Source organism: Streptomyces sp. NPDC001599 (genome assembly GCF_042893535.1).
Taxonomy (GTDB): domain Bacteria; phylum Actinomycetota; class Actinomycetes; order Streptomycetales; family Streptomycetaceae; genus Streptomyces.
Genome location: NZ_JBIAVA010000001.1, coordinates 529,366 through 552,109, shown reverse-complemented (window position 1 = coordinate 552,109; position 22,744 = coordinate 529,366). Strand labels below are relative to the sequence as shown.

Sequence of the window (22,744 nt, the reverse complement as noted above, 5' to 3'; positions counted from 1 at the left end):
GGAGGGAGCCGGTTAACTTCTGCGAAACAAATGGGTCACGCCCGAGAAATCACCCGTCCCTAGGGTCGAGGAAGCGTGTGCCACCCGCACTGGCCGCACGAACGATCTACCAACCCGGCGGGACGGTCGGGAGTAGGAGGAGCTGGATGTTCCAGAACGCCGACGACGTCAAGAAGTTCATCGCGGACGAGGACGTCAAGTTCGTCGATGTCCGGTTCTGCGACCTGCCGGGCGTCATGCAGCACTTCACGCTGCCCGCCGCGGCGTTCGACCCGGACGACGAGCAGGCCTTCGACGGCTCCTCGATCCGCGGCTTCCAGGCCATCCACGAGTCGGACATGTCCCTGCGCCCGGACCTGTCCACCGCGCGCGTCGACCCGTTCCGCCGGGACAAGACCCTCAACATCAACTTCTTCATCCACGACCCGATCACGGGCGAGCAGTACTCCCGCGACCCGCGGAACGTGGCGAAGAAGGCCGAGGCGTACCTGGCCTCCACGGGCATCGCCGACACGGCGTTCTTCGGCCCGGAGGCGGAGTTCTACGTCTTCGACTCCGTCCGCTTCGCCACCAGCGCGAACGAGTCCTTCTACCACATCGACTCCGAGGCCGGCGCCTGGAACACCGGTGCGCTGGAGGACAACCGCGGTTACAAGGTCCGCTACAAGGGCGGCTACTTCCCGGTCCCGCCGGTCGACCACTTCGCCGACCTGCGCGCCGAGATCTCCCTGGAGCTGGAGCGCTCCGGCCTCCAGGTCGAGCGCCAGCACCACGAGGTGGGCACCGCCGGCCAGGCGGAGATCAACTACAAGTTCAACACGCTGCTCGCGGCCGCGGACGACCTCCAGCTCTTCAAGTACATCGTGAAGAACGTGGCGTGGAAGAACGGCAAGACGGCGACCTTCATGCCGAAGCCGATCTTCGGTGACAACGGCTCGGGCATGCACGTCCACCAGTCGCTGTGGTCGGGCGGCGAGCCGCTCTTCTACGACGAGCAGGGCTACGCCGGTCTGTCGGACACCGCCCGTTACTACATCGGCGGCATCCTCAAGCACGCCCCGTCGCTGCTGGCCTTCACCAACCCGACGGTGAACTCGTACCACCGCCTGGTGCCGGGCTTCGAGGCGCCGGTGAACCTGGTGTACTCGCAGCGCAACCGGTCGGCCGCGATGCGCATCCCGATCACGGGCTCGAACCCGAAGGCCAAGCGCGTCGAGTTCCGCGCCCCGGACGCCTCCGGCAACCCGTACCTGGCGTTCTCGGCGCTGCTGCTCGCGGGCCTGGACGGCATCAAGAACAAGATCGAGCCGGCCGAGCCGATCGACAAGGACCTCTACGAGCTGGCTCCCGAGGAGCACGCGAACGTGGCGCAGGTCCCGACCTCGCTGGGCGCGGTCCTCGACCGCCTGGAGGCCGACCACGAGTTCCTGCTCCAGGGCGACGTGTTCACGCCGGACCTGATCGAGACGTGGATCGACTTCAAGCGCGCCAACGAGATCGCGCCGCTGCAGCTGCGTCCGCACCCGCACGAGTTCGAGATGTACTTCGACGTGTGATCGACGGGTCACGCCGATCCGACCGGCGCCCCCGTCCCCGTTTCCCGGGGGCGGGGGCGCCGTCGTGCGTGGCCGAAAACCCTTCACAGGGTGCGGTCGGGCCGGAATCATGTCTACTGACACGGTTGTTCGAGCCAGGTTGACGTCGGGGGGACGGGGAGAGTGCCGGAGATGCCGGATCGCGACGACGAGGAGCGCGAGTACGACCTGAGGTGGGCGGAGGGTGCCGAGCACAAGGAGCCCTCGGCGCGCGCCCGGATGCTTGCCGCGCGCTGGAAGGAGAACCCGCCCGGCCCGGTTCCCTTCCGCGCCGACCCCGAGCACGTGGGCTCACGGCGCCGGTCGTCGTGGGTGTCGACCGTCGTGGTGCTCGGCTGTGTGGCCGCGGTGATCGTGCTGCTCGGTTACGTCAACTTCCGGGCGCCCTACTAGTACCGCCCGCACCGCACAGGCCGCCGCCCCTCAGCGGAACGCGTCGGCGTTGCGGGCGGCCCAGTCGACGAAGGGCCGCGGGGCCCGGCCGAGGACGCGCTCGATGTCCGGGCTGACGCGCAGCTCGGCCGGGCTCGGGTTGCCGAGGATGTCGAGGGTGTCGTCGGCGAGCTCCGCCGGCATGCTCCGGGCCATGGCGGCCCTGGCCTCCTCCCGGGTCAGCTCGTGGAAGGCCACGGGCGAGCCCAGCGCGGCGGCGATGGCCTCCGTCTGCCCGCGCGGAGTGATCACCTCCGGGCCGGTCAACTCGTAGGCCGCGCCGGTGTGCCGGTCCTCCAGCAGGCCGGCCGCCGCCACCGCGGCGATGTCCGCCGGGTCGACGACCGGCACTCCGACGTCGCCGAAGGGGGCGGCAACGACCCGTCGCGCGCGGACGGACTCGGCCCACCACAGCGCGTTGGAGGCGAAGCCGCCCGGTCGCAGGACGGCCCATTCCAGGCCGGACTCCCGCAGCGTGTCCTCCAGCTCGCGCATCGCGATCCGCGTCGTCCCGAAGGGCCTGGTCACCACGCCGAGCGTGGAGAGCAGGACGACGCGGCGGACCCCGCTCCGCGCGGCTTCGCCGATGAGGTCGGCGGGGTCGGCGCCGACGGCGTGCAGGTCGCCGGACAGCAGCAGGAACAGCGACTTGGCCCCGGCCAGCGCGGGCCGCAGGCCGGCCGGCTCGGCGAGGTCGGCCACCAGGTGGCGGACGCCGTCCGGCACCGCCGCCGGGTGCCGTGACACCGCCGTCACCTGCTCGCCCGCCTCTGCCAGCGCCCGCGTCAGCGGCCGGCCGATGTTCCCGGTGGCCCCGGTCACCACGATCATGATCTGCTCCTTGTCGGATGTCCTCTGTGGATCTTCACGCTAGGAGCACCGGCTAACTTTTGGTAAGGGCATACCTGAAGGTAAGCTCATGACATGACAGAAGGTTTGCAGCCCGGACGCGTCGAGACCGGCGCGCGGTATGACGTGTTTCACACCGACTGCCTGGCGCGCGACATGGTCGACCACGTGACCAGCAGGTGGGGCATCTGGGTGCTGATCGCCCTGCGGCGCAACGACCTCCGGTTCTACGAGCTGCGCGAGAGCATCCAGGGCATCAGCGAGAAGATGCTCGCCCAGACCCTGCGTGTGCTGGTCGAGGACGGCCTGGTCTGGCGGGAGGTCGAGCCGACGACGCCGCCCCGGGTCACGTACGGGCTGAGCGAGTTCGGCCGGGACATCGGCGAGCCGCTGACCGAGCTGTTCGACCGCATCACCCGGCGGCTGGCGCCGCTCGACACCGCCTAGCCTCCGGGCGCCCGGCCTCCGGGCGCCCGGCCTCCGGGGGCGCCGGGTGCACACTGGACAGCGGGACGAGTGCCCGACTGCGAGGTGGTAGAGATGCAGAGCCGCTTCCGGAGCGACCGGCGGTTGACCGTGCGCATGGGGATCACCCTGTTCCTGCTCGGCCTGTTGTACGTGGGTTTCGTCGCCGCGCTGATTGCGCTGCTGAAGTCCTGGGTCCTGGTCGTGGTGATCGTGGCGCTGGTGTTCGGGGCGCAGTACTGGTTCTCCGACCGGATCGCGCTGTTCGCGATGCGCGGCCGGGTGGTGGAGCGGGAGGAGTATCCGGAGCTGCACGGGGTGGTGGACCGGCTGGCGGCGATGGCCGACATGCCGAAGCCGGTGGTCGCGGTGTCGGAGATGGAGATGCCGAACGCCTTCGCCACCGGCCGCAATCCGGACAACGCGGTGGTCTGTGTCACGACCGGGCTGCTGCGGCGGCTGGAACCCGCGGAGCTGGAGGGGGTGCTGGCGCACGAGCTGTCGCACGTGGCGCACAAGGACGTCGCGGTGATCACGGTGGCGTCGTTCCTCGGCGTGATCGCGGGCCTGATCGTGCGGTTCGCCTTCTACTCCCAGCTCTTCGGCGGGCGCCGGGACCAGAACACGATGGCCGTGCTGGCGGTCGTGATGGGCGTCTCGGCGGCCGTGTACGCGCTCAGCTTCCTGCTGATCCGGGCCCTGTCCCGGTACCGGGAGCTGGCGGCCGACCGGGCCGCGGCCCTGCTCACCGGACGCCCCTCGGCGCTTGCGTCGGCGCTCACCAAGGTCACCGGCGACATCGCCCGCATCCCGACCAAGGACCTGCGCACGGCCCAGGCCTTCAACGCCTTCTACTTCACCCCGGCCTTCGGCAGCGAACCCGGCCTCGGCCGGTTCTTCGCCACCCACCCCAGCCTGGAGCAGCGGCTCGACCAGCTGGGCCGGATCTCCACCGAGCTGGGCGAGGCACCGGCTCCCGGCAGGGCCTGAGGCGCGGGCATGGGACTGCTGGACATCCTGCTCGGCCGCTCCAGGGCCGTGGGCCCGGATCTGGACCGGCTCTTCGCGCTGCCCTCCGCGGCCGTGGGCCTGGAGGCCGCGGCCGGGTTCCGTCCGACCGGGCAGGGGGCGGTGTGCTTCGCGACGGTCGAGGGCGCCGCCTTCGAGCGCACCCACCGCGAGATCCGCGCCCTGCTGGACGCGGACGCCGGCCGGACCCCGGTGGAGCTGACCCACGACTCCTACGGCTACTCCTGGCTCGTCTCGCAGCGCTCCCCGGGCGAGCTGCCCCTCCTGGTGAACGATCTGCACGCGGTGAACAGCACCCTGGAGGCGGGCGGGTTCGGCCCGCGGCTGCTGTGCTCCCTGGCCGGTTTCGCGGACGACGACGGGCGGCGGCTCGCCCTCGTCTACCTCTACAAGCGCGGCACGTTCTACCCCTTCGCGCCCCTGGCCGGCGAACGGCAGCAGCGGGACAACGCGCTGGAGCTGCGGATACGGGCGGTGCTCGCCGGCGAACTGCCGGTGGAGGGCGACCTGGGCCGCTGGTTCCCGGTGTGGGGCGCGCCCGGACTCTGACCGCCGTGCGCCGCCGCCTGTCAGTGGGGTCGGGCACGATGTCCGTACCGAGGACGCTACGGACGTGACGACGGGCGGAGGGCCCCATGGATGACGGCGGACGGCGGCACATCGGGACGGCCGAGCGGCGGCAGCGGCTGGCCCTGCGGCAACGGCTGGCGGGGGCCGCGCGGGCGGGGAGTCCGGAGGAGGTCGCCGGATCGCTGGTGGCCCTGCACGGCACGGACCCGGCGGCGGTGCACCTGGCCGTGGGCGCGCGGCTGGCGGACGCGGCGAAGACCGTGGGCGAGACGGAGCGGGCGCTGTACGAGGACGGGGCGCTGGTCCGGATGCACGGCATGCGGCACACGGTGTTCGTGTTCCCCACCGAGCTGACGGCGGTCGTGCACGCCTCCACCGGCCGCACCGTCGCCGCCCGGGAGCGGGCCAGACTGCTCAAGAACATGGCGGCGGCCGGGGCGCCGGACGCCGCCTGGCTGACCGAGGTGGAGGCGTCCGCACTGGCCGCGCTTGCCCGGCGCGGCCAGGCCACGGCGGCCGAACTGGCCCGCGACGAGCCGCGTCTCAAGGAGCAGTACGTCTACGCGGCCGGGAAGAGCTACGAAGGGGTGCACACCGTCTCCACCCAGTTGCTGAGGGTGCTGGGCGTCGAGGGCAAGGTGGTGCGGGGGCGGCCGCTGGGCTCGTGGACGTCCAGTCAGTTCCGCTGGGCGCCGGCGCCGGAGCATCCCGAGCTGGACCCGGGCGAGGCCCAGGCCGAGCTGTTGCGCCGGTGGCTGACGGCATGCGGTCCGGCGACCGAGGACGACCTCAAGTGGTGGACCGGGTGGCGGGTGACGGAGGTGCGCCGCGCACTGACCGCGATCGGCGCGGAGGCGGTCTCGCTGGACGAGGGCACGGGGTACGTCGTCTCCGGGGACACCGGCCCGGTCGCCGGGCCCGCCGAGCCGTGGGCGGCACTGCTGCCCGCGCTGGATCCCACCGCGATGGGCTGGCAGCAGCGGGACTGGTACCTCGCCCCCGAGCTGCGGCCGATGCTCTTCGACCGCAGCGGCAACGTCGGACCGACCGTGTGGTGGAACGGCCGCGTGGTCGGGGGCTGGGCCCAGCGCGCCGACGGCGAGATCGTCTGGCGGCTGCCGACCGGCGAGGACATCGGCGGCGACGCCGAGGCCGCGATCGGGACGGAGGCCGAACGCCTGTCGTCCTGGGTGGGCACGACCCGGATCACGCCGCGGTTCCGGACGCCGCTGGAACGGGAGTTGTCGGCGTAGACCCGGCCTTCGAACGCCGGGCGCCCGCAAGAAGGGGCACCCGGCGTCCCGCTCACCGCGAGTACCGCATCAACGCCCGCACCATGTGGCACGTGGTGTCCGACGGCGGGTGGACCCCGATGGTCAGGGCAGCGCTTCGTATCCTCTCGTTGCGCGCCTGGTTGGGCAGGTAGACGCCGGAGTCGAGCAGGGCGATGGCGAGCCGCATCGCCTTGAGCCGGCGGTTGTGCGTCACGTACCACTCGCGGGGGCGGCCCGCCGGCAGCGGACGCTTCTCCACGGGTTCGTACGGCAGGTCGAGCAGGACGGGCCGCTTGGCGGTGGACTGGGTGGGCAACGGCTTCGGCTTCAGTGCGGCAGCGGGCACGGGCATCCTCCTGTCGCGGTCAGGGCGCCGTCCGGACCTCCCGGCGACACCCTCGAACACTGCTTCTATTTTACTGCCCACCACTGACAAAAGCCCCTGCCCACAAGGGCTTTCGGGGCCGCTGTGACCCACGTGGTGAACGAGTTTCGACACCCCTCCGGTTACCGTGTCCGGCATGGAGATCTGGATCAATCCCGCCTGTTCGAAGTGCCGCAGCGCGATCAGCGTGCTCGACGCGGAGGGGGCCGACTACACCGTCCGCCGCTACCTGGAGGACGTACCGAGCGCGGACGAGATCCGCGAGGTGCTCACCCGGCTCGGACTCGAACCGTGGGACATCACCCGCACCCAGGAGGCGGCCGCCAAGGAACTGGGACTGAAGGACTGGCCCCGTGACGAGGCGTCACGCGACCGCTGGATCACCGCGCTCACCGAGCACCCGAAGCTGATCCAGCGCCCGATCATCACGGCGGACGACGGAACGGCCGTGGTGGGCCGCACCGACGAGGCGGTCCGGGACGCCCTGTCCCGCTAGACCGGGACTCGACGGTGTGACGCAGGTTACGCGCAGGTGTCGTCGCGACCGGTGAGCAACTCCGTTCGGTATCTCGTACATAGCGGCGTACGCTCCCCTACCTCTTCAGGAGGCGCGCATGTCGCGCAGGAGAACTCTCGGTACGCAGAAGAAGATCGCGCTCCTGGTCGGCGCCGCCGCGGTGGCCGGTGGCGGCGCCTTCTTCGCGGCCAACGCGTCGAACGCCGCCCAGACCACCCAGGAAGCGCGGACGAAGGCCGCCCAGGACTCGGGCGTCTGCCAGGGCCTGGCCACCGCGCTCGGCAACAACCAGCGGTTCATCGAGGGCCAGCGGGCCAATCCCGACGCGCAGTCGCAGGCCCGGATCGAGAACCGCGAGGCCGTCGTCGCGGAGATCGAGCGCAAGCAGGCGGCGTCCGGGTGCGCGGTCGGGGAGTCGGCTCAGGACCCCCAGGCTCAGGGCTCCCAGGCGCAGGACCCTCAGGCTCAGGACTCCCAGGCCGCGCAGCCGCCCCAGCAGGACGCCGGTGACCGGGCCGGAGGCGCCGCGCAGGCCGGGGAGCAGGTCTGCGCCGGTTCCACCGTCACCCTCTCCGGCGAGGGCGGCGCGCCCGCCGCCTCCAGCGACCGGTTCCCGGTGGGCACGAAGCTCAGGGTGACCAACCTCGACAACGGCAAGTCCACGACCGTGGAGGTGAACTCGGTCTCGGGAAGCTGCGCGCTGCTCAACAACGCGGCCTTCGAACAGGTCCGGGAGGAGGGGAAGTTCCTGATCCGGCGGGCGCTGATCGAGAAGGTCGGCTGAGGCTCAGCCGGCGGGCGCGGTGAGGAAGTCGCCGAGGCGGCGGCCGAGGCCGGGCGGCGCGGACTGGGGCAGCGCGTGGTGGGACACGTCCGGCAGGACGGCCGTCTCGACGTGCGGCAGCAGGGTCCGCGCCCGGGCCGCCACCTCGGCGGCGTCGTGCGTCCTGCTGTTCTCGGCCAGGAGCAGCAGGACCGGCACCCGGAGTGCGCGCAGCGCCTCCGGGGCCGGGCGCGGTCCGGTGACCGGCCTGCGCTCCGGGAAGCCGACGGCGGCCTCCTGGAGGGCGAGCCAGTCCGCGTCGAGCGGGGTCGCACCGGTCTCCCACTCCAGGAAGGCGCGGACCCGGCGGGGCGTGGGCCGCAGCAGCATCGGCAGCGCGCGCAGCAGGTAGGCCGCCTTGAACCCGGCGAAGCACTGGGTCGGGTCCAGGAGGAACAGGCGGCGTACCCGGCCGGGCGCGTGCAGGGCGTGGTGCAGGGCGATCCAGGCGCCGTAGGAGTGTCCGCCGAGGTCGGTCTCCGCGATGCCGAGGCCGTCGAGGAGCCCGTCCAGCCAGCCGGTGAGGTCGGCGACCGTACGGGGGTGGCGGTCCCCGGCCGGGGCGCTGCGGCCCGGCGCGCCGATCAGGTCGACGGCGTGGACGCGGTGGGTGCGGGACAGCTCGGCGGCCTGGGCGTACCAGGACGCGGAGGTCGCCGCACCGCCGCCCGGCAGCAGCACGAGGGGGCGGCCGTCGGCCGGTCCGGTCACATGGACGTGCGTGACGCCGAAGGGAGTGGGGACGGTCACCGACTCGGTCCCCGTGGGCCACTTGGCCATGACCTTGTCGTAGGCGTCGTGGAAACGGCCGGCGTCGTACGGACCGCGAGCGCTCATGAGCGGTGCCCCCTGTTTCGCTTGTTCCCTGTTCCTGCTCCTCCGGTATCATCTCGCTGAACGAGATACTTGTCGAGCGAGGCGATTACCGCGGAGACAGAAGAGACCGAAGGGAGCGCCCGCATGTCCGACCAGGGACCGGAGCTGGAGATCGTCCACCTCCTGCGCGCGGTCGCCGTCGAACTGGGCGCGCACAGCGCGCGGTTCGCACAGCGCAACGGCATGCACCCCACCGACGTCCGCGCACTCATCGCGCTCATGGACGCCGCGCGGGCGGGCGAGGCGATGACCGCCGGGCGCCTGGGCGCCGCCCTCGGGCTGAACTCCGCGGGCACCACGGCGCTGGTCGACCGGCTGGAGCGGGCCGGTCACGTGCGCCGGGTGCGCGACGAACGGGACCGGCGCAGGGTCACCGTCGAGGTGGACGAGCGGGCCGTGGCGCTGGGCTGGTCCCACTTCGGACCGCTGATCGGGCGGGCGGTGGAGCTGCTGCGCGGCTACGACGAGCGGGAACTGGCGGCGATCAGGGGCTTCCTGACCGGTGTGCGGGAGGCGGCCGGGGACGACGGGCGTGAGCCGCACCACAACGAGCCCGGGTAACACGGGGTTCACATACGGGCAACGGCCGGGAAATCGCCCGTTGGCACGCTGCACGGCAGTAGACGCGGCATCCTGCCGCCCCCGCGCCGCCGCACCCGCACGTGCGCCGAGACCCACCCCGAAGGATGTGGCCCCGTGACCTTCAAGGCCGAGTACATCTGGATCGACGGCACCGAGCCGACGGCCAAGCTCCGTTCCAAGACGAAGATCATCACGGACGCCCCCGCCGGCCTGGACGCCCTGCCGATCTGGGGCTTCGACGGCTCCTCCACCAACCAGGCCGAGGGCAGCTCCTCGGACTGCGTGCTCAAGCCGGTCTTCTCCTGCCCCGACCCGATCCGCGGCGGCGAGGACATCCTGGTGCTGTGCGAGGTCCTGGACACGGACATGACGCCGCACCCGAGCAACACCCGCGCCGCGCTGGCCGAGCTGTCCGAGCGCTTCGCCGCGCAGGAGCCGGTCTTCGGCATCGAGCAGGAGTACACCTTCTTCAAGGGCGCCCGCCCGCTCGGCTTCCCCGAGGGCGGCTTCCCGGCCGCACAGGGCGGCTACTACTGCGGTGTCGGCTCGGACGAGATCTTCGGCCGCGACGTCGTCGAGGCGCACCTGGAGAACTGCCTCAAGGCAGGACTCGGCATCTCCGGCATCAACGCCGAGGTCATGCCGGGACAGTGGGAGTTCCAGGTCGGCCCGCTGGCCCCGCTGGAGGTCTCGGACCAGCTGTGGGTGGCGCGCTGGCTGCTCTACCGCACCGCCGAGGACTTCGAGGTCTCCGCCACCCTGGACCCCAAGCCGGTCAAGGGCGACTGGAACGGCGCGGGCGCGCACACCAACTTCTCCACCAAGGCGATGCGCGAGGGTTACGACGCCATCATCACCGCCGCCGAGTCGCTCGGTGAGGGCTCCAAGCCGATGGACCACGTCAAGAACTACGGCGCCGGCATCGACGACCGCCTCACCGGCCTGCACGAGACCGCCCCGTGGAACGAGTACTCCTACGGCGTCTCCGACCGCGGCGCCTCGGTGCGCATCCCGTGGCAGGTCGAGAAGGACGGCAAGGGCTACATCGAGGACCGCCGCCCCAACGCCAACGTCGACCCGTACGTCGTGACGCGCCTGCTCGTCGACACCTGCTGCACGGCGCTGGAGAAGGCCGGCCAGGTCTGACCGCGGCCACCGCGGCCCCGGCCGCGGTGTCAGTGGCGCGTGCGAGGGTGGGGTCATGGAGAACGACGGGGACCTCGCCATCAGGGTCGAGACGGAGAACTGGCAGACGCACACCCGGATCCGGGCGGCGGAGCTGCGGGAGCTGGTGACGCGCATCGGCCACACCGGCGACCGCTTTCTGGTGATCCAGCGGATACCGGACGTCCCCGACGTCTTCGCCCAGGTCTGGCACGAGGACGGCGGGGAGTACCGGTTGGAGCACCGGGCCGCCGCGGACGCGTTCTTCGGCACCGGCCTCGACGACCCGCACCGCGTGGCCGGCCTCCTGACCGGCTGGGCACGCCAGGAGCCCGGCTGGGACAGGGACGTCGCCTGGGAGCCGGTCCCCGTCCCGCCGCAGGAAGAGGTCCCGGACCTGCCGGACGAGGTCCGCGAGCAGGTCGAGCGGCGGGTGCGCGAGCAGCTCCGCTGCGGCTACGACACCCGCAGGACGCTCTCCGAGACCGCGGAGGACCACCTCGTCGGCGGCGAGTACGGCGAGCGGCCGGTGTCCCCCGCCCAGGCCCGGCGGCTGGTGGACCGGCTGTGGCTGGAGCGGCTGGCCGAGCAGGAGTCCTGGGGCGAGGAGACCACCGACCCGGACCGGCTCACCCGGGTCTTCCGAGCCCTGGACGCGGCCGGTGTCACCGCCCGGGAGAACTTCACCTGCTGCCGGGGCTGCGGCACCGCCGAGATAGGCGCGGAGCGCGAGGGCGCCCGGGGCTTCGTCTTCTTCCACCGGCAGAGCACCGAGGCCGCCGCCGAGGGGCACGGGCTCATGCTGCACTACGGCGGTTTCGACGGCTCCGAGGAGACGACCACGGCCGTCGGGCACGAGGTCGTGGCGGCCTTCGCGGGGTCCGGCCTGTCCACGCAGTGGGACGGCGATCCGGGCCGGGCCATCACCGTGTCCCCGCTGAACTGGCGCAGACGGCTGGTGGGATGACCGCTCGGGCAGCCGGTTCCGGCCAGTCGGCGTCCACGCACTGAGAGGAGTCTCCTCTCCCCCGCCGCCGTCTGCTTCAATGGGCCCATGGCCAGCTTCCGGAAGTACGCAGCGACGGGTCGCCACGACCTCGAGCCCTTCTGGCCTTCCCGTCAGCACGACGACTTCGACCGGGTGTGTTGCCGCGCGACGATCGCGCCGGCCCGCTAGAGAGCCACACCTCCCAGGCCTTCCGCGCCTGCCGCCGGTGCGCACGACGTACGTCCCGCGACGCGCCCGACCACGAACTCGCGCCCGTCGCCCCTCCCGACGAACCTCTCGCGCGAAAGAGCTGACGTCTCATGGCGACCACCCGTTCCCTCTCCACCGCCACCCTCGACTCCTCCACCCACCCCCGCACCGCGGGCCCCGCCGCCTCCGCCCTTCCGGGCGGGAGTGCTTCCCGGCACCGGCTGCGCGCCGTGGACCGGGACGAGGTGGTGGACGTCTCGGACCTGCTGCCGCCGGGCGCCACCTGGCTTCCCGCGCCCCCGCACACGCTGCCCGCGCTGCCCGGCCGGCCGCCGATGGTCGGCTACCTGGTGCTCGTCCCCGCCGACCAGCAGCCGCCGTTCCACCCCCTGGGCGCGGCCGGACCCTCGCACGCGGACGGCGAGGACCCGCTCGTCCGGATCGACCCCGTACGGCGCAGCGCCGCCGTGGACGGACGCGAACTGGACCTGACCTACCTGGAGTTCGAACTCCTCGCGCACCTCGTGGCGCACCCGCACCGGGTGCACACCCGCGACCAGCTGGTCACCACGGTGTGGGGCTACGGCCACGTGGGCGACGGCCGCACCGTCGACGTGCACGTGGCCCGGCTGCGCCGGAAGCTCGGCGCGCAGCACCGGCAGACGATCCAGACCGTGCGGCGCGTCGGCTACAAGTACACGCCGCCCACCGGCCGCTGAACCCCGTCCACCGCCCGTCTGCCCACGGCAGAGCGCCGTTCCCTCCGGCCGCCGCACCCGGCACAGTGACGGCATGAGGCTACTGGTGCTGGGCGGTACGGAGTTCGTGGGGCGGGCCGTGGTCGAGGCGGCGCTCGGCCGCGGCTGGGAGGTGACCGTCCTGCACCGCGGACGGCACGCCCCGCCCCCCGGAGCGCGGGCGCTGCACGGCGACCGCACCGCGCCCGACGGGCTCGCCGCCCTGGCCGAGGGCGCGTGGGACGCCGTCGTCGACACCTGGTCGGCGGCGCCCCGCGCGGTGCGGGACGCGGCACGGCTGCTGCGCGGCCGCGCCGGACGGTACGTGTACGTGTCGAGCTGCTCGGTGTACGCCTGGGCGCCGCCCGCCGGGTACACCGAGGACGCCCCGCTCGTCGACGGCGCCTCGGCGGACGCCGGGCAGAGCGACTACGCCCGGGACAAGCGGGGCGCCGAACTGGCCGTCCTGGACGCCTTCGGCGCGGACCGCTCGGTGCTGGTGCGGGCCGGGCTGATCCTCGGCCCGTACGAGAACATCGGCCGGCTGCCGTGGTGGCTGAACCGCACGGCCCGCGGCGGCCCGGTCCTCGCCCCCGGCCCGCGGGAGCTGCCCCTGCAGTACGTCGACGTCCGCGACCTCGCCGCCTGGGTGCTCGGCGCGGTCGAGCGCGAGCTGAGCGGGCCCTGCAACCTGGCCTCCCCGCCGGGGCACACCACCATGGGTGACCTGCTCGACGCCTGCGCCACGGTCACCGGCGGCGCGGCGCGGCTGCGCTGGACCCCTCCCGAGACCGTCCTCGCCGCCGGTGTCGAGCCGTGGGGGCAGCTGCCGGTGTGGACACCCCCGGGCAGCGACCTGCACGACGCCCTCCAGAGCGCGGACGTCTCCCGGGCCCTGGCGACGGGCCTGGACTGCCGCCCGGCCGCCGACACCGTGGCCGACACCTGGGCCTGGCTGCGGGACCTCGGCGGCCCGGCACCCCGTCGCCCGGACCGGCCTCCCGTCGGCCTGGACCCGGACACGGAGGCCAAGGTCCTCGCCGCCGCCGACGCCGCCACCGGGCCCGGCGGGGGCGGAGGGGGCGGAGGGGGCGGAGGTGTATCTGGCACCACCCCCTGATCGGGGTGCCCGGCCCCGTGACCCGCCCCGTTCGCCTCGGCGAGACTGATGCCATGAGCATCGAGACGAAGAGCAGCACACAGGGGCCACGGACACGGGGGCGGGCGCGGAACGTCGCGCTGTCGGGCGCGCGGGGACTGGCCCTCATGTTCATCTCCCTGCCCGGCGCGGTGGTCTGCTTCTGCTTCGCCCTCGTCTCCATCGCCCTGATCCCGATCGGCGTCGGCATCGTCACCACGCCGTGGGTGCTCGCGGGGGTACGGGCGTTCGCGGACCGGCGGCGGCTGCTCGCCGCCGAGTGGGGCGGGGTGCGGATCCCGCGGGCGTACCGGCCGCTGCCCGAGGACGCCAATCCGTGGGCCCGCACCTTCGGGATGCTCCGTGACCCGGCGACCTGGCGGGACATCCGGTGGCTGCCGGTCGACATGACGGCGGGCTTCGTCAGCGCGCTGCTGGCCTTCGCGCTGGTGCTCTACCCGCTGGAGGGCTTCGTCATCGCGGCCGGGCTGTGGCGGGTGCTGCCCGACGGGTACTGGTACGGCTTCGTCAAGGTCACCGACCAGACCTCCGCCTTCTACGCCGCCGGGCTGGGCGCCGTACTCCTCGTCGCCGCCCTCTGGCTCACCCCGCTGCTGCTGCGCGCCCACTTCCGGCTCACCGGCGCGCTCCTCGGCTCCGGCCAGGGCGAACTCGCCGAGCGGGTACGGGTGCTGACCGAGACCCGGCGCGACGCCGTCGACACCTCCGCCGCCGAACTGCGCCGCATCGAGCGGGACCTGCACGACGGGGCGCAGGCCCGGCTGGTCGCCATGGGCATGGACCTGGGGACCATCGAGGCGCTGCTGGAGAAGGACCCGGAGAAGGCCAGGGAACTGCTCGCGCAGGCCCGGCGGTCCTCCGCCGACGCCCTGACCGAGCTGCGCGAACTGGTGCGCGGCATCCACCCGCCGGTGCTCGCCGAACGCGGTCTGGGCGACGCGGTACGGGCCCTGGCGCTGCGGCTGCCCGTCCCCGTCGAGGTGGAGGTCGACCTGCCCGGCCGCGCCGAGGCACCCGTGGAGTCGGCCGCGTACTTCGCGGTCAGCGAGATCCTCACCAACGCCGTGAAGCACTCCGGCGCCGACCGGACCTGGATCGACCTGCACTACGCGGAGGGGCGGCTGCGCCTCTCCGTCACCGACAACGGCAAGGGCGGTGCGTCGATCGGAGCGGGCTCGGGCCTGGCCGGGGTGGAGCGCCGACTCGGTACATTCGACGGCGTCCTGGCCGTCAGCTCGCCCGCGGGCGGCCCCACCATGGTCACCATGGAGATCCCTTGCGCGTTGTCCTAGCCGAAGACCTGTTCCTGCTGCGCGACGGACTGGTCCGGCTCCTGGAGGCCCACGACTTCGAGATCGCCGCGGCCGTCGAGACCGGCCCCGAGCTGTCCCGGGCCCTGGCCGAACTGCAGCCGGACGTCGCCGTGGTCGACGTCCGGCTGCCGCCCACGCTCACCGACGAGGGCCTGCAGTGCGCGTTGCAGGCCCGCCGCGACCGCCCCGGGCTGCCGGTGCTGGTCCTCTCCCAGCACGTGGAGCAGTTGTACGCGCGCGAGTTGCTGGCCGACGGGAGCGGCGGAGTGGGCTACCTGCTCAAGGACCGGGTGTTCGACGCCGAGCAGTTCGTGGACGCCGTACGGCGGGTGGCGTCGGGCGGTACGGCGATGGACCCGCAGGTCATCCAGCAGCTGCTCAGCCGGCGTGCGGCGGAGGACCGGCCGCTGGAGCGGCTGACGCCGCGCGAGCTGGAGGTGCTGGAGCTGATGGCGCAGGGCCGGACCAACGCGGCGATCGCCGGCAAGCTCGTCGTCACGGAGCGGGCGATCGCGAAGCACACGGCGAACATCTTCGCGAAGCTGAGCCTGGAGGTCTCGGACGACGACAACCGCCGTGTCCTGGCGGTTCTGGCGTATCTGGACCGCGGCCGCTGACCCTGTGACGCGCCCCGGGGGCCCCAGGGGCCCCAGCAATTCCCGAGTCGGGTGAACACCTCCGGAGCGGCTTCCGTATGGATGGGAGCCGCTTCACTCCTGTCGGGCGCCCTCGATGCCCCGCAAGCGATGCCCCCGCAAGGAAGTTTGAGGAGTTCCATGGGACGCAACACAAGAAAACGCCGTACGCCGCTGGCCACCAAGATCGTTGCCGGGGCGGCGGCCCTGGCGGTCGGCGGGGGCGGGCTGGTCTGGGCCAACTTCTACGCTTCGGCGCACGAGGAGCATGGGGGCCACAACCGGACCAGGTCGGCCGGCGCGCAGGTCGCGACGATCGACTGCCCCGACGTCGGCCAGAAGATCCGTGAGGTGCCGGACCGGGCGCGCGGGGAGGTGGACGGCGAACTGGCCACGATGGACAGCCAGATCACCAATGCCTACCAGCGCCTCGCCACCACCCGGCGGGCGCAGGCGGGCGACTCGCAGTTCGTCCAGAACACCATTCTCGGCCCGCTCAAGGACCGGCGGAAGGCGATCATCGACCGGATCCAGCTGGAGATCAACCGGGCCGGTGGCAAGGCCGACGACAACCTGGACGAGCTGGCGGGATGCCAGGGGCGTCCCGCGGACCAGCAGAACGGCGGCGGTCAGGACGGCGGCCAGAACGACGGCGGCCAGGACGACGGCGGCCAGGACCAGGGCGGCAACGAAGGCAACGACGACAACGGCAACGGCGTCGCGGGCCCGGTCGCCGAGGACTTCGTCGACATCAACGACGTCCAGCCGAACTCCCGCAACAGCCGCAACGGTCTGGCCGCCGACGGCGACGGCGGTTCCACCGGCAGCTTCACCACGGACTGCGGCGTCAACGAGAACAACCTGTTCAACAGCGACAACCTGATCGCCGCCCCGGGTGTCGACAACGGCGCGCACCACACGCACGACTACGTCGGCAACCAGGACAACGACGCCTTCTCCAGCGACGAGGATCTCGCCAACGCGGACACCTCGTGCCAGAACCAGGGCGACAAGTCCACGTACTACTGGCCGGTGCTGCGCCTCCAGGACGGTACGCAGGAGTTCGACGCGAACGACCAGGGCGGTGGCGCCGAGGGCAACATCGGCAAGATCCTCAAGCCGGCCGAGGCCCAGATCAGGTTCGTCGGCAGCCGGCAGGGCGACGTGGTCGCGATGCCGAAGTTCCTGCGCGTCATCACCGGTGACGCCAAGTCCTTCACCAACGGCGACGCCAACGCCAACACCTCGTGGAGCTGCTCCGGCTTCGAGGACCGGCAGGTGACGGACAAGTATCCGCTGTGCCCCGAGGGCAGCCAGGTGCTGCGCACGGTCAACTTCCAGAGCTGCTGGGACGGCCAGAACATCGACAGCGCCAACCACCGGGACCACATGGCGTTCGTCCAGGAGGACGGCAGCTGCGCGAACGGCTTCCAGGCCGTGCCCCAGCTGCAGATCCGTCTCGCGTACGACATTCCCACCCCGACCGTCGAGAACGGACAGGTGCAGAACCCGTACGCCGTGGACAGCTTCCCGGAGCAGCTGCACAAGCCGATCACGGATCACAACGACTTCATCAACGTCATGGACGAGGACCTGATGAACGAGGTGGTCGACTGCATCAACCGCGGCGAGGACTGCCAGTAGCGGTCCCGGCCCGGCGCTGAGAAGGGGGGCCGGTGACGGATTTCCGTCACCGGCCCCCTTCGCGCGTCCGCCTCCGGTCAGCCGGAATGCCCGGCGTGCTCGCCGTGCCCGGCCGGGTGCCCGGCGCCGCCGCCCCCGTGCTGGACGCCCTGTTCCAGGGTCCCGCCGAGGGTGCCGCGCAGGTCCGCCACCACGTCCTCGTGGCCGACTGCGACCCATTTGCGGCCGACCAGGTAGAAGCCGCCGTAGTCCTTGGCCGTGTTGATCCACTCGCGCTGGCCGCGGTCGGTGGAGAAGGTCGCGAGGACGTACTTCCCGTCGCCCTTCCCGCACAGGGCCTGGCGGATGGTGTCGGCGTCGGTCTGCATGTTCGGGGTGCACTCGGCCGCGGCGGCCAGGTGTTCCAGGCTGCCGGTCGCCGTCGCGGGCACGGTGTCCGTGCCGTCCCCGTCGGCGCCGCAGCCCGTCAGCGCCAGGACCGCCGCAAGGGCGGCCGGTGCGAGCATCGGTCGGGTCAGCCTCATGTGTTCCTCCGGTCCGCTGGGGCGACATGCCGCACGGAGCCCCGGCGAGGGGCCCCGTCATCGATACGGGCGCGGAGCGCGAAGTGCTCAGTATCCGGGTGCCGTCGTGCGGACGCCGTGCGAGAGTGGGCCCGTGGACCGGGACTGGGAAGAGCGCGTGACGGCCGCCTGGGCGGCGTTCGAGGACTACGCCGAGGAGGATGCCGCCGACTTCCGGGCGGTCGTCGACGCCCTCGCCGACGAGTTGCCCGCGGACAGCCCCCTCGGCCTGTTCGAGCGGGCCTGCGCCTGGGACTCCACGGGCCACTCCGACCGGGCCGTGCCGCTGTACCGCGAGGCGCTGGAACGCGGGCTCGGCGAGGCCAGCGCCTACAAGGGGCGGCGGGCGAAGATCCAGCTCTCCAGCTCGCTGCGGAACACCGGGCACCCGGAGGAGGGCGTGAAGCTGCTCTCGCCGGAGCTGGTCGCCCCGTCGGACGAGTTGGACGACGCCGTGCGCGCCACGCTCGCGCTCTGCCTGTCGAGCATGGGCCGCGACCGCGAGGGACTGTCCCTGGTGCTGGGCGCGCTCGCACCCCATCTGCCGCGCTACCAGCGGTCGATGGCCAACTACGCGCGGCTCCTGGTGGAACCGGAGGAGTAGCGCGCCTCCGCGCCCTGCCCGGGCCGCCGTACGGTGACCATCGCCCCGTTCGCTCGTTCTGCTGAACGTGCAGCCACAGGATGTCGCCCCGCGCCCCGCACCGTCCTCCGCCTCCCCGGCCGACCCGGTCGTCGACGTCGAGCAGGCCGAGGCCGCGCTCGTCGAGCACTATCCGCGCCTGGCGCGGCTGGCCTATCTGGTGCTGCCGCCGGGTCTCGGCCGGGGCCGCCGGGTCCTGTCCGCGCACGCCCTCACCCAGCGTGCCCTGCCCAGGAACCGGACGACGACCCCGGTGATTCCGGCCCAGTCCACCGGCCGCGAGGTCGACCCCGGGTACGCGCTGGTCCGGCTGCGGGTGGTGCGTACGGCGCTGGAGGCGGGGCTCCCGCTGCGGCGGCGGGCGTGGCCCCGGCGATCGCAGTTGCCGCCGGTGCTGCCCCACGTCAGGGGCCTCAAGCTCTTCCCGCGCTCGGGCGGCGCGGACGAACTCGCCCTGGACCAGCGGCTGTCCGCGCTGTCCGGGCCGGGCCGGGCGGCGTACGTGCTGCGCGGTCTCGAGGGGCTCCCCGACGACGGGGTGCGGCAGGTGCTGCGGGCCGCCGGGGTCGCCGACGCGGACGCCGCGCTGCGCGAGGCCGACGGGGTACCGGGACAGTACGGGCTGCTCGGCTCGCCAGAGTTCGACCCCTGCTCCTTGCAGGCCCGGCCGACCGATCTGCTGCGTCGGCGGCAGCACACGAAGGCCGCACTGGTCGCCGCGGCGGCGCTGGTGGTGTGCGGGGCGCTCCTCGGCCTGCCCGGGGAGGGCTGGGGGCCGGACGGTGCCGCCGCGCCGCCGTACGCGCAGAATCCGGCGGCCGAGGCCGCGCTCGATCCCGGCAGGCTGACGAAGGCCGCGCCGGCCGCGTGGGAGACGTCCGCACGCACGGACTTCTCGGTGTGGCCGGCCCGGGGCGGCCTCACCGGCGACGAGGAGCTGCTGCGCCGCGCCCTGGCCGTCTGGGCCCGGCCCGGTGAGAGCGTGGGGGTGTCCGCGACGCCGGGGACCCAGACCGGGGGTCCGGCCGGCCCCCCGCAGCTGCTGTACGCGGGGGAAGTCGACACCGCGCGCGTGGTGATCCTGCACGACGGACTGCGCCTGGTCCGGTACGCCGAGCCGAAGGACGGTTCCGCCGGTGCCGCCCTGGACTTCGCGCGGACCGACGGGGCGGGCCGGGCCGCGGCGACCGCGGTGGTGCTGGGGCGTGCCGACGGCAACGTCCGCTACCTGACGGCACCCTGGGTGACGAAGGCGGCGGCGCGCGATCTCGTCGAGCCGGACTCCGGTGCCAGGGAGCTGACGCTCACCGACGGGGTGACGGCCCCGCTGGCCAGCCCGGTGCAGCAGCAGTCCGGGGCCTGTACGTCGTGGAACGCGCTGGAGCTGACCGACGGTTCGGACACCCGGGTGGTGACCGACCTGGGCGAGCTGGTGCCGGCCCGGCTCACCACCGGGCGTCCCGGGGCGGCGAAGGACGCCTCGGGGGCGAAGGCGCTGGACGCCTGGGCGCCGTACGCGTGCTCGCTGGGCGCGGTGCGCGGGCAGGGGGTGCGTTCGGTGAACGCCTGGGAGTTCGCGACGCAGCCGCTGCCCGACGGGACGGGTTCGGGCGCGTGGGTGTGCACCCGTGCCGAGACCTGGCGCGGCGAAGGGGCCCGGGTGCTGGCGCAGTTCCGGACGCCGGGCGGCGTGCAGGGTGCGGTGGCGGCGAAGGCGCAGGACGTGCCGGCGTGCGGCGAGCGTGATCCGCAGGTGCTGGCCGGGGTGCTGTGGAAGTCGGAGGGCGGGCACTGGTACCTGCTCGCGGCGGGTGGCCCCGACACCGAGTCGGTCGAGGCGACGGGCGGCATCAGCGATTCCGCCGACGGCAATCTGCTGACCGCGAAGGCCGAGCAGGGCGCGCGGGCCGAGCTGAAGGGCACGCTGGACGGCGGGCGGACGATCGGCGGCCTGCGCTAGCCGACCGTGACCACCGCCGGAGCCCTTGCTGACAGTTGCGTCAACAAGTACCGGCAGAAGGGTTCCTCACCGAACTACCCGCCAGTACATTGACGCCATGTCCAACAAGCCTGTCCCCCTCATGGCACGACTGCGGAAGCCGACGGTCCTGCTCCTCGCGGGCGGTGCCGCGCTCGCCGTCCGCCGGGTGCTGCGGCGCCGCGTCCAGGGCTCGCCGCTGCGGCCGCCGCCCGCGCTGGACCCGCCGGTCTCCGGGCGGCCCCGCTCCCGCGGGCTGACGCTGCTGGTGACCGCGCACGAGCGGCTGGCCGACGGGGTGGTGCGGCTGCGTCTGGAGGGGACCGGCCTGCCGCGCTGGGAGCCGGGTGCCCACCTGGATCTGGTACTGCCCTCGGGACTCGTACGGCAGTACTCGCTGTGCGGCGACCCGGAGGACACCTCGTCGTACACCGTGGCCGCCCGGCTGGTCGAGGACGGGCGGGGCGGCTCGCGCGAGGTGCACGAGCAGGTGCAGGAGGGCACCGAACTGGAGGTGCGCGGACCGCGCAACCGCTTCCCGCTGGTCGAGGCGCCCGCCTACGCGTTCGTCGCCGGGGGCATCGGCATCACGCCCGTGCTGCCGATGCTGCGGGCACTGCCGGAGGGCGCCGACTGGCGGCTGCTGTACGGCGGGCGGACGCGGGCGTCCATGCCGTTCCTGGAGGAGATCGAGAAGCTGGACCCGGACGGCGGCAGGGTCACCGTCGTCGCCGAGGACGAGGACGGCCGGCCCGGTCTCGACGCGTTCCTGGCGGACCTCCCCGAGGGCGCGGCCGTGTACTGCTGCGGCCCGGAGGGCCTGGTGGCGGCCGTGGAGGAACGTCTTCCGGCGGGCGCCGCACTGCACCTGGAGCGGTTCGCGCCGCGTACGACGGCCGACGGCGACGCGGAGTTCGAGGTCGAGCTGCGCCGCAGCGGGCGCACGCTGACCGTGTCCGGCGACTCCTCGGTGCTGGCCGCCGTGCGCGCCGAGCTGCCGAACACGCCGTACTCCTGCGAGCAGGGCTGGTGCGGGACCTGTCAACAGAAGGTGCTGGAGGGCGAGATCGATCACCGGGACGAGTTGCTGACCGACTCGGAGCGCGGCGACTCGATGCTCATCTGCGTGTCCCGGTGTCTCGGCACCCGGCTCGTGCTCGACATGTGAACACCAATGCCCGGTCCGGCCCGTTCGAGGCCGGATTCGATCGGTAAGGTGTTCGTATGACTACCGGGGTGCGCCGCAGAATGGGCGTCGAGGAGCGGCGGCAGCAGTTGATCGGCGTCGCGCTCGATCTGTTCAGCCGCCGCTCGCCCGACGAGGTCTCCATCGACGAGATAGCGTCGGCGGCGGGCATCTCGCGCCCCCTGGTCTACCACTACTTCCCCGGCAAACTCAGCCTGTACGAGGCCGCGTTGCAGCGCGCCTCGGACGATCTGGCGGCCCGGTTCGTGGAGCCCCACGAGGGTCCGCTGGGCGCGCGGCTGCTGCGCGTGATGGGCCGCTACTTCGACTTCGTCGACGAGCACGGCCCCGGGTTCTCGGCGTTGATGCGCGGTGGGCCGGCCGTCGGCTCGTCCACCACGAACGCGCTGGTGGACTCCGTACGGCAGGCCGCGTATGTCCAGATCCTTTCGCACCTGGACGTCACCGAGCCGCCCGCACGGCTGGAACTGGTCGTCCGCTCCTGGATCTCGCTCGCCGAGTCGACGGCCCTGATCTGGCTGGACGGGCGCCGTATCCCGCGCGCCGAACTGGAGGCGCAGCTCGTGCACGACTTCGCCGCGCTGCTGGCGGTGAGCGCCGCCTACGACGAGGATATGGGCGCCCTGATGCGCCGCGTCCTCGCGGACGAGCCGGCCGAAGGCCCCTTCGGGAACCTGGTCGGCCGACTGATCGCACTGGCCGGTTAGCTCTCGAACTTCCGGTACGACGGGTCCAGGTCGCGGACCTCGGCGGAGGCGTGCAGGGCGAGGCCGTCGCCCGGCTTCGCGTACTGCCGCAGCAGTTCCAGGACGGCCTCGGTCAGCCGCACCTTGGTCTCTTTGGTGCGGCCCGCGAGCAGCCCGAGCGTGACGTGCACGACGGCGTGCCCCTCGGCGTCGGGGCCGACCACGGTGTCCTCGGTGCGGCGGAACTGCGTCTTGCAGGCCGGCGGCCGGGCGGCCGCGATCTCGACGACGGCCTCGTGCAGGGCCCGCGCGAAGGCGGGCCGGTCGAAGTCGCCGGCGAGCCGGTCGGAGTAGTCGACGATGATCTGCGGCATGAGCCCTCCCGTTGGCGTGGACAGCAGGGCTCACCCTAACCGCAGA

At 72.8% G+C, this 22,744-nt stretch carries 25 protein-coding genes; 20 read left to right on the top strand and 5 right to left on the bottom strand.

Features of this window, described 5'->3' with window-relative positions; all coding sequences use genetic code 11:
• Nucleotides 1-146 precede the first annotated feature (146 nt).
• A complete protein-coding gene (gene glnA / locus ACFYZ3_RS02505) occupies nt 147-1,556 on the top strand; it encodes a type I glutamate--ammonia ligase (RefSeq protein WP_361007324.1) in 1,410 nt (469 codons plus the stop codon).
• 171 nt (nt 1,557-1,727) lie between these two features.
• Complete coding sequence (locus tag ACFYZ3_RS02500) at nt 1,728-1,988, top strand: hypothetical protein (protein ID WP_388513504.1); 261 nt, start codon at nt 1,728-1,730, stop codon at nt 1,986-1,988.
• Nucleotides 1,989-2,018: 30 nt separating this feature from the next.
• Here the strand turns inward: ACFYZ3_RS02500 and ACFYZ3_RS02495 are convergent, their stop codons facing one another.
• Nucleotides 2,019-2,858: an SDR family oxidoreductase gene (locus ACFYZ3_RS02495; RefSeq protein WP_388513502.1), complete on the bottom strand. Its 840-nt coding sequence runs from the start codon at nt 2,856-2,858 to the stop codon at nt 2,019-2,021.
• A gap of 93 nt (nt 2,859-2,951) precedes the next feature.
• Between ACFYZ3_RS02495 and ACFYZ3_RS02490 the strand changes: the two genes are divergently transcribed.
• The 4 genes from ACFYZ3_RS02490 to ACFYZ3_RS02475 all read left to right on the top strand — a co-directional run bounded on the left by ACFYZ3_RS02490 (nt 2,952) and on the right by ACFYZ3_RS02475 (nt 6,193).
• On the top strand, nt 2,952-3,323 hold the full coding sequence (locus ACFYZ3_RS02490) for a winged helix-turn-helix transcriptional regulator (protein WP_388513501.1): 372 nt from the start codon (nt 2,952-2,954) through the stop codon (nt 3,321-3,323).
• Between the two features lie 93 nt (nt 3,324-3,416).
• The gene (gene htpX, locus ACFYZ3_RS02485; protein ID WP_388513499.1) at nt 3,417-4,331 is read left to right on the top strand and encodes a zinc metalloprotease HtpX; all 915 of its coding nucleotides are present in this window, start codon (nt 3,417-3,419) and stop codon (nt 4,329-4,331) included.
• A 9-nt stretch (nt 4,332-4,340) separates the two neighbouring features.
• Complete coding sequence (locus ACFYZ3_RS02480; protein ID WP_388513497.1) at nt 4,341-4,919, top strand: hypothetical protein; 579 nt, start codon at nt 4,341-4,343, stop codon at nt 4,917-4,919.
• Between the two features lie 86 nt (nt 4,920-5,005).
• Entirely contained in the window at nt 5,006-6,193 is a 1,188-nt protein-coding gene (locus ACFYZ3_RS02475) for a winged helix DNA-binding domain-containing protein (protein WP_388513496.1), read from the top strand.
• A 52-nt stretch (nt 6,194-6,245) separates the two neighbouring features.
• Here the strand turns inward: ACFYZ3_RS02475 and ACFYZ3_RS02470 are convergent, their stop codons facing one another.
• Nucleotides 6,246-6,560 carry a hypothetical protein gene (locus ACFYZ3_RS02470; RefSeq protein WP_003976610.1) on the bottom strand — a complete coding sequence of 105 codons (315 nt, stop codon included), beginning with the start codon at nt 6,558-6,560 and terminating at the stop codon, nt 6,246-6,248.
• A gap of 175 nt (nt 6,561-6,735) precedes the next feature.
• Between ACFYZ3_RS02470 and ACFYZ3_RS02465 the strand changes: the two genes are divergently transcribed.
• Both ACFYZ3_RS02465 and ACFYZ3_RS02460 read left to right on the top strand, forming a co-directional pair.
• Nucleotides 6,736-7,095 carry an arsenate reductase family protein gene (locus ACFYZ3_RS02465; RefSeq protein ID WP_388513494.1) on the top strand — a complete coding sequence of 120 codons (360 nt, stop codon included), beginning with the start codon at nt 6,736-6,738 and terminating at the stop codon, nt 7,093-7,095.
• A 118-nt stretch (nt 7,096-7,213) separates the two neighbouring features.
• Entirely contained in the window at nt 7,214-7,900 is a 687-nt protein-coding gene (locus tag ACFYZ3_RS02460) for a hypothetical protein (RefSeq protein ID WP_388513493.1), read from the top strand.
• Between the two features lie 3 nt (nt 7,901-7,903).
• Here the strand turns inward: ACFYZ3_RS02460 and ACFYZ3_RS02455 are convergent, their stop codons facing one another.
• Nucleotides 7,904-8,776, bottom strand: coding sequence for an alpha/beta fold hydrolase (locus ACFYZ3_RS02455; RefSeq protein ID WP_388513492.1), 873 nt, complete (start codon nt 8,774-8,776; stop codon nt 7,904-7,906).
• 123 nt (nt 8,777-8,899) lie between these two features.
• On the opposite strand from ACFYZ3_RS02455, the gene ACFYZ3_RS02450 reads away from it, so the two are divergent.
• The 8 genes from ACFYZ3_RS02450 to ACFYZ3_RS02415 all read left to right on the top strand — a co-directional run bounded on the left by ACFYZ3_RS02450 (nt 8,900) and on the right by ACFYZ3_RS02415 (nt 17,247).
• Nucleotides 8,900-9,376, top strand: coding sequence for a MarR family transcriptional regulator (locus ACFYZ3_RS02450; RefSeq protein WP_388513490.1), 477 nt, complete (start codon nt 8,900-8,902; stop codon nt 9,374-9,376).
• Nucleotides 9,377-9,511: 135 nt separating this feature from the next.
• Nucleotides 9,512-10,543, top strand: coding sequence for a glutamine synthetase (gene glnII, locus ACFYZ3_RS02445; protein ID WP_388513489.1), 1,032 nt, complete (start codon nt 9,512-9,514; stop codon nt 10,541-10,543).
• A 55-nt stretch (nt 10,544-10,598) separates the two neighbouring features.
• A complete protein-coding gene (locus ACFYZ3_RS02440; RefSeq protein ID WP_388513488.1) occupies nt 10,599-11,528 on the top strand; it encodes a DUF6891 domain-containing protein in 930 nt (309 codons plus the stop codon).
• A gap of 341 nt (nt 11,529-11,869) precedes the next feature.
• The gene (locus tag ACFYZ3_RS02435) at nt 11,870-12,478 is read left to right on the top strand and encodes a winged helix-turn-helix domain-containing protein (RefSeq protein WP_388513487.1); all 609 of its coding nucleotides are present in this window, start codon (nt 11,870-11,872) and stop codon (nt 12,476-12,478) included.
• 73 nt (nt 12,479-12,551) lie between these two features.
• Nucleotides 12,552-13,616 (top strand): SDR family oxidoreductase, encoded by a 1,065-nt coding sequence (locus tag ACFYZ3_RS02430; RefSeq protein ID WP_388513485.1) that lies wholly within the window; start codon nt 12,552-12,554, stop codon nt 13,614-13,616.
• Nucleotides 13,617-13,669: 53 nt separating this feature from the next.
• A complete protein-coding gene (locus ACFYZ3_RS02425; protein ID WP_388513483.1) occupies nt 13,670-14,947 on the top strand; it encodes a sensor histidine kinase in 1,278 nt (425 codons plus the stop codon).
• On the top strand, nt 14,932-15,585 hold the full coding sequence (locus ACFYZ3_RS02420; protein ID WP_361007292.1) for a response regulator transcription factor: 654 nt from the start codon (nt 14,932-14,934) through the stop codon (nt 15,583-15,585). The genes ACFYZ3_RS02425 and ACFYZ3_RS02420 overlap by 16 nt, the downstream gene beginning before the upstream one ends.
• Nucleotides 15,586-15,744: 159 nt before the next feature.
• On the top strand, nt 15,745-17,247 hold the full coding sequence (locus ACFYZ3_RS02415) for a DUF1996 domain-containing protein (RefSeq protein ID WP_388513482.1): 1,503 nt from the start codon (nt 15,745-15,747) through the stop codon (nt 17,245-17,247).
• Nucleotides 17,248-17,324: 77 nt separating this feature from the next.
• On the opposite strand, the gene ACFYZ3_RS02410 is transcribed toward ACFYZ3_RS02415, so the two are convergent.
• Nucleotides 17,325-17,771 (bottom strand): hypothetical protein, encoded by a 447-nt coding sequence (locus ACFYZ3_RS02410; protein ID WP_388513480.1) that lies wholly within the window; start codon nt 17,769-17,771, stop codon nt 17,325-17,327.
• A 133-nt stretch (nt 17,772-17,904) separates the two neighbouring features.
• Here ACFYZ3_RS02410 and ACFYZ3_RS02405 point away from each other — a divergent pair, with 133 nt between their 5' ends.
• The 4 genes from ACFYZ3_RS02405 (at nt 17,905) to ACFYZ3_RS02390 (ending at nt 22,345) form a co-directional block, all read left to right on the top strand.
• Nucleotides 17,905-18,414 (top strand): tetratricopeptide repeat protein, encoded by a 510-nt coding sequence (locus ACFYZ3_RS02405; protein ID WP_388513479.1) that lies wholly within the window; start codon nt 17,905-17,907, stop codon nt 18,412-18,414.
• A 67-nt stretch (nt 18,415-18,481) separates the two neighbouring features.
• On the top strand, nt 18,482-20,413 hold the full coding sequence (locus ACFYZ3_RS02400) for a hypothetical protein (protein ID WP_388513478.1): 1,932 nt from the start codon (nt 18,482-18,484) through the stop codon (nt 20,411-20,413).
• Between the two features lie 121 nt (nt 20,414-20,534).
• A complete protein-coding gene (locus ACFYZ3_RS02395) occupies nt 20,535-21,599 on the top strand; it encodes a PDR/VanB family oxidoreductase (RefSeq protein WP_388513972.1) in 1,065 nt (354 codons plus the stop codon).
• An 80-nt stretch (nt 21,600-21,679) separates the two neighbouring features.
• Entirely contained in the window at nt 21,680-22,345 is a 666-nt protein-coding gene (locus ACFYZ3_RS02390) for a TetR/AcrR family transcriptional regulator (protein ID WP_388513970.1), read from the top strand.
• Here ACFYZ3_RS02390 and ACFYZ3_RS02385 read toward each other — a convergent pair.
• The gene (locus ACFYZ3_RS02385) at nt 22,342-22,698 is read right to left on the bottom strand and encodes a 5-carboxymethyl-2-hydroxymuconate Delta-isomerase (RefSeq protein WP_388513476.1); all 357 of its coding nucleotides are present in this window, start codon (nt 22,696-22,698) and stop codon (nt 22,342-22,344) included. The two genes, ACFYZ3_RS02390 and ACFYZ3_RS02385, sit on opposite strands and share 4 nt — an antisense overlap.
• Nucleotides 22,699-22,744 lie beyond the last annotated feature (46 nt).